Origin of the sequence: Caballeronia sp. (genome assembly GCF_049581465.1) — a bacterium.
Classification (GTDB): domain Bacteria; phylum Pseudomonadota; class Gammaproteobacteria; order Burkholderiales; family Burkholderiaceae; genus Caballeronia.
Genome location: NZ_JBAUSA010000273.1, coordinates 1 through 5,741, shown reverse-complemented (window position 1 = coordinate 5,741; position 5,741 = coordinate 1). Strand labels below are relative to the sequence as shown.

The 5,741-nt window shown below is 61.9% G+C and carries 4 protein-coding genes; all 4 read right to left on the bottom strand.

The window, feature by feature from the left end; all coding sequences use genetic code 11:
- Positions 1-2,415: MGH1-like glycoside hydrolase domain-containing protein (locus WCA53_RS06765; RefSeq protein WP_423907218.1), on the bottom strand; the 2,415-nt coding region annotated here is incomplete at its 3' end.
- Between the two features lie 42 nt (positions 2,416-2,457).
- On the bottom strand, positions 2,458-4,407 hold the full coding sequence (locus tag WCA53_RS06760; RefSeq protein WP_423907215.1) for an amylo-alpha-1,6-glucosidase: 1,950 nt from the start codon (positions 4,405-4,407) through the stop codon (positions 2,458-2,460).
- Positions 4,404-4,880: a nuclear transport factor 2 family protein gene (locus WCA53_RS06755; protein WP_423907213.1), complete on the bottom strand. Its 477-nt coding sequence runs from the start codon at positions 4,878-4,880 to the stop codon at positions 4,404-4,406. Before WCA53_RS06755 ends, WCA53_RS06760 begins: the two co-directional genes overlap by 4 nt.
- A 61-nt stretch (positions 4,881-4,941) precedes the next feature.
- Positions 4,942-5,741: DUF445 domain-containing protein (locus tag WCA53_RS06750; RefSeq protein ID WP_423907211.1), on the bottom strand; the 800-nt coding region annotated here is incomplete at its 5' end.

Genomic DNA, 5,741 nt, shown 5'->3' with positions numbered 1-5,741 from the left:
GGGATATTCGACCTGGAAATCATCGCCGTAATACCGGTGAAACTCATACAGCGATTCGATTAGCAAAAAGTTGACCGGCATCCAGATCGGCCCGCGCCAATTGGAGTTGCCACCGAACACGCGTGTGTCAGACTCGGCCGGCAAGTACTTGATGCAAAACCGGTCGCCGTTGTGCTGCAGCACGAATGGCTCGGCCTCATGCACCTTCGACAACGCGCGCACACCGTAGTCGGAGAGAAACTCGCTTTCGTCCAGCATGCGCTTGAGCAGCGCCTTCATCCGGTGCCCACGCAGCACGGACAACAGCAAACTGTTGCCTTTGCCTGGCTCTCTCCAGCGCGACACCAGCTTGGCAAGATCCGGTCGATGTTCGAGGAACCACGACAACCGTTCGCGCAAGCCAGGCAACTGGCCGTGCAAACGTTCTTCCAGCACGTGAACGGCAAAAATTGGAATCAACCCGACAATGGACCGGATGCGCATGGGCACGCTGGTGCCGTCAGGCAATTGCAGGACGTCATAGAAAAACTCATCCTGGTCGTCCCACAAGCCCGTTTCGCTGGTGTCGGTGCGACCGACCGCTTCCGCGATATACAAGAAATGCTCGAAGAACTTCACGCCAATATCGACGAATACATGATTCGCGACGGCCAGTTCGAGCGCAATGCGCATCAGGTCGAGCGCGTACGCGGCCATCCACGCGGTGCCATCGGACTGGTCGATACGGCCGCCCGTCGGCAATGGCGACGAGCGGTCGAAGATGCCCACATTGTCGAGGCCGAGGAAACCCCCCTGGAAGATGTTGCGGCCATCGGCATCCTTGCGGTTCACCCACCACGAGAAATTCAGCAGCAGCTTGTGAAACACCAACTCGAGGAAATCGCGATCCGGCTTGCCCGTAATCACGCGGTCGATCTCGTAGACACGCCAGGCAGCCCACGCGTGGACCGGAGGATTGGCGTCGCTAAACGCCCACTCGTAAGCCGGCAATTGACCGTTCGGATGCATGTAGCGATCCTTGACCAGCAGCAGTAACTGCTTCTTGGCGAACGCCGGGTCGATGAGCGCGAACGCAACGCTGTGAAACGCCAGATCCCACGACGCGTACCACGGGTATTCCCACTTGTCGGGCATCGACACGATGTCCGCGTTGCACAAATGCCGCCAGTCTGCATTGCGGCCGTGTTTGCGGCCGTCGGCCGGTGTCGGCTGCAACGGATCACCGTCCATCCAGCGCGTGACATCGAAGGCGTAATACTGCTTCGACCACAACATGCCCGCCAGCGCCTGGCGCTGCACGAGCCGGTGGTCGGCGTCGTCCATTTCGTGTTGCAGCCCCGCGAAGAACGAATCCGCTTCCGCAATACGGCGCGCGAACAACGCGTCGATATCGAGCGGCTTTGGGTCCGTGTCCGCGTCGGCCTGGGGAAGCCAGCGCATCCAGACGACCTTGCGGCCTCCTGCCGGAACATCGATATGAAAATGCGCCGCCGCGCGCGTGCCGGAATCACGGCGAATCGCGTTTTCGTCGCCATGCACAATGAAATCGTTGAAGCCGTCCTTGAACGGCCCCGTGCCGTCCATGCCGAACAAGCGCCTGACGTTGGTCTCGTTCTCGCAAAACAGCCAGTTCGCGTCTGCGTGGTCTTGCGACCCGGCGGTGACGACCATAGGCTGTTGGCCGTTGCAATGCGCGATCACGCGGCGGGTTTTCCCCGAGCCATCCAGGTCCAACGCGAGCGACGGCTTCTCCGTCAGCTCCCACGACCAGGTATTACGCGCCCAGATCTGCGGCATCAAGTCGATGGCAGCGGCGTGGTCGCCACGATTCTCAATCGTGACCCGCATCACGATATCTTCGGGCGTGTGCTTCGAGTACTCGACCTGAACGTCAAAGTACGCGTTGTCTTCGAAGACGCCAGTGTCGAGCACTTCGTACTCGGGCATGTCCGCTCCGCGACGCCCATTTTCCGCAACCAGGTCGTCGTAGGGATACGCGGCATGCGGGTACTTGTACAGCATGCGCATGTACGAATGCGTCGGCGTGCCGTCGAGATAGAAGTACAGCTCCTTCACATCCTCGCCGTGATTGCCCTGCGAGTTCGTGAGTCCGAACAGGCGCTCCTTGATGATCGCATCGCGGCCATTCCATAGCGCAAGCGACACGCACCAGTTGAGCTTGTCATCGCCGAAACCGGCCAGGCCGTCCTCGCCCCATCTATACGCCCTGCTGCGCGCGTGATCGTGCGGAAAATAGTCCCAGGCAGTGCCGTGCTCGCTGTAGTCCTCGCGCACCGTTCCCCATTGACGCTCGCTAAGATACGGACCCCAGCGCTGCCAGCGCGCGGCATCGGCGCTGTGCAGACGTGCTCCTTCAATGCAGTCCAGTGACTTGGTGGCACGCAGTGGCGGCATGGGAAATCCTTAAGCGTAAGACGTGATGGAAAGACCAATAATCTAGCCTGATTGTGATGATCGGGTTGTAAAGCGTTGTTCGAGCCGCATGAGCTCGCCTAGCGACCATGCCTGGAACGGCGTGCCGCCCGGTGTATGCGGTGCGTCGCCATCGGCGACTTCGGACAGGTGATCCAGCCCCGCGTGGTGCAGATGCTCAAGCAAGGGCGCGACAAAGCGCTCGCGGGCTTGTTCAAGCGCGCCTGGTTCGTCACCATGGACGTAGAGCCAGGCATCGACGAAAGCCCCTAGCAGCCAGGGCCAAACGGTGCCCTGATGATAAGCGCCGTCGCGTTGCAGCGGCCCGCCGCTGTAGCGGACCTTGTACGCCGGATCTCCGGGCGACAGGGTGCGCAAGCCAAGCGGCGTCAGCAATTGCTGCTCGCATTGATCGACGATCGGCCGCGCGGCCGTTTTGTCCAGCAATGCGAAAGGCAGTCCACCGATCGCGAACAGCTGGTTTGGCCGGATCGAACGATCGAGCTTGCCGGGTATGTGGTCGGCATCGGCCACGTCGTAAAGCGCGCCGGTAACGGGGTCGGTAAAGCGTGTCTTAAACGCCAGCACGGCGCGTTCAGCGGGTTCCGTCCAACGCGGATTCCACACCGTGGCGATACGCAGTGCATTGATCCAGAGCGCCTGGATCTCAACCGGCTTGCCGATGCGCGGCGTCACCACCCAGTCGCCCACTTTCGCGTCCATCCACGTCAGTTGCACGCCGGGCACGCCGGCGCGCAGCAACCCGTCCTGATCGGCGGAAATCTGGAAGCGCGTACCGCGCGAGTAGCCTTCGAGAATCGCATCGACGGCTTGCTGGAGGCGCGTCCGCGTGTCCGGTGGCGCATGACCTGTCAACAAGTAATCATGGACGGCGATCGCGAACCATAGCGATGCATCGACCGAGTTGTATTCCGGTGCGCCGCCGCTATCGGGAAAACGGTTCGGCAACATGCCTTCGGAAATCGTGCTGGCCCATTCGAGCAGGATCGCTTCGGCGTCGGCGTATCGGCCGGACGCGATCAGCAAGCCGCGCATCGCGATGAACGTGTCGCGGCCCCAGTCGGTGAACCACGGGAAGCCGGCAAGGACCGTGCTGCCTTCGTTGCGCGCGACGACGTAGGAATCGGCGGAACGCGACAGCACCGAGGGAAAGGCCGCGCGTCGTGCCCGTTCGATCTCGCACAGCCTGTTCGCGGTGGTCACGGCAGGCGTTGCGGCGCCTTGATTCGCGCTCAACACGAGGACGGCTTCGCCACGCGATAAATCGAAGGAAAAAATGCCGGGCGTCGCGAGATCCTCGGAAAAATCGAGGCCGCGCTCGCGCTCGCGGACATAGCAAAAGTCGCGATACCAGTCGGGCGCGTGCCGATACTCACCATTCGATGCCGCCACGATCGCCGGCACGTCGCCGTAGGACTGCCAGCGCACCTGATCGCCCTGCAGGTGGGCCTCGAAATTGAACGCGGCATTGTCGTGATGCAGCGCGTGATAGTCACGGCCCGATATCAGCGGGCGGACTTTCAGTGTGAACACGCCGCCGTCGCCGTCGCCGTCGATCCGCCAGCGCAAGACTGTCGCGCCGGTTTGCTTTGCGACGAACACCTCTGCCGTTAGCGTCTGGCCGTCGCCTAGTTGAAAACGCCAGGTGGGCCAGGGTTCGGTGTCGAAGGTGGAAAGGGTCTTGGAAAGATCCGCCGAGACGTAGCCCGAACCGTATCGCTGCGATGACAACGAAATCCGTTGCTTACCGGACGCGTCTTCGAGCCACGCTTCCACCCCGTTCACCAACACCATGCGCCCGGTCGGCGGCTGCGTGGCGGTCAGCAGCAACGCGTGATATCGGCGCGTTCGCTCGGTACCGACCGTTCCGGAAGCGAACCCACCGAAGCAATCGGCTTCGAGCCATTCGTCCTCAAGGCGGCCGTCCCGAGCCGGCGATTCAATGCGCGTCATGACTTCACCTGTTTGCGAAAACTCGCCAGACCCTTGCGCGCCTGTTCGTGGATCTTGTTGCGCATGAACGGCGTCCAGCCGAGCAACAGGCCCTTGAAACCGAGCGCCTGACAACTCCATCGATACAAACTGAACGTGTCGTGATGTTCGAAGATCAGGCCGTCGCGAATGGTGAAGCGGGAATCGATGCGGTTGGTCACCATGCGCCCCGTTTGCGAAAACCGGTAGGTCGCGACGCAGCGCGCGCTGGCGGTCTGTCCGATCGCGGCGATGTCGCTGTAATGGAGCGAGAACGCCTCGGCGCGCGCGAGCAACATGCGCCACATGTCCGACGCTTCGCGACCGCGCAGCACGCCGAAAACGGGATCGCTGAACTGGACATCGGGCGCGTAGCACGCGGCCATCGCTTCGGCGTCGACGCGCTGAAACGCTTCGTAGAAACGTTCGATCAGCTCAGCGTTCGATTCGGGCATGGTCGGTCTCGGCGAACAGGAAATTGGCTGACCGGCGGATACAACATATTGATTCGGCAGCTTAAACCAGGAACGTGGTAACAGCATGAATGATCACTCCGACCGCGCCGCCGACCAGCGTGCCGTTCACGCGAATGAATTGCAAGTCGCGGCCGATACTCAGTTCCACGTCGCGCACGAGCGTGGCATCGTCCCAGTTACGGACCGTCGCCGCGATATGTTTAGCGATGCCGTCGCGCAACTCGGGCGCGAGCGACTTGAGCGCGTCACGCATGTGATCGTTGATCGATTCGCGCAGCGCCGGATCGTCGCCGAGCGCCGCTGCAAAGGAGGCCGACGCGCCCACAACCTTCGCGTGCAGGGTCGAATCCGGTTGCGCGAGATCGCGGCGCAGCCAGTCCTTGAATTCGTCCCACAGGCCGTTCACGTAGGAGCGCAATTCCGGCCGTTCGAGCCACTCGCGCTTATGCCGGTCGATACGCGAGCGGAACGCGGGATCCGACTTCAACCGTTCAATAAAGGCTTCCACTTTGCTGTCGAAAGCCTGACGGCGCTCGTGTTCCGGGTCGTCGGCAATATCGTGCAGCCATTTGTTGGCGCCGCGCGCGAGGCCGCCCGCGAACTTGTTGCCGAGGTCTTCGGCGCTCAAGCCCACGAAACCGAGCATGCCGATCAGCTTCGGATATTCCTCGCCCGCGACGTCGATGATTTTCGCCGCCAGGATCGCCTGGACTTCCTCGCGGTCGAGCCATTGCGCGAGTTCTCGCAGGCCTTCGTCGAGCAGCATTTGATGGCGCCGGTCCGCCGTCAGCGTGGATAGCAATCCGCCTACCGCGCCCGCCAGGTCGAACTGTTCGGCGC

What these genes read in the sequence shown, in the direction of transcription:
- WCA53_RS06755 (WP_423907213.1), bottom strand. Translation starts at nt 4,880, where the DNA reads ATGCCCGAATCGAACGCTGAGCTGATCGAACGTTTCTACGAAGCGTTT.
- WCA53_RS06760 (WP_423907215.1), bottom strand. Translation starts at nt 4,407, where the DNA reads ATGACGCGCATTGAATCGCCGGCTCGGGACGGCCGCCTTGAGGACGAA.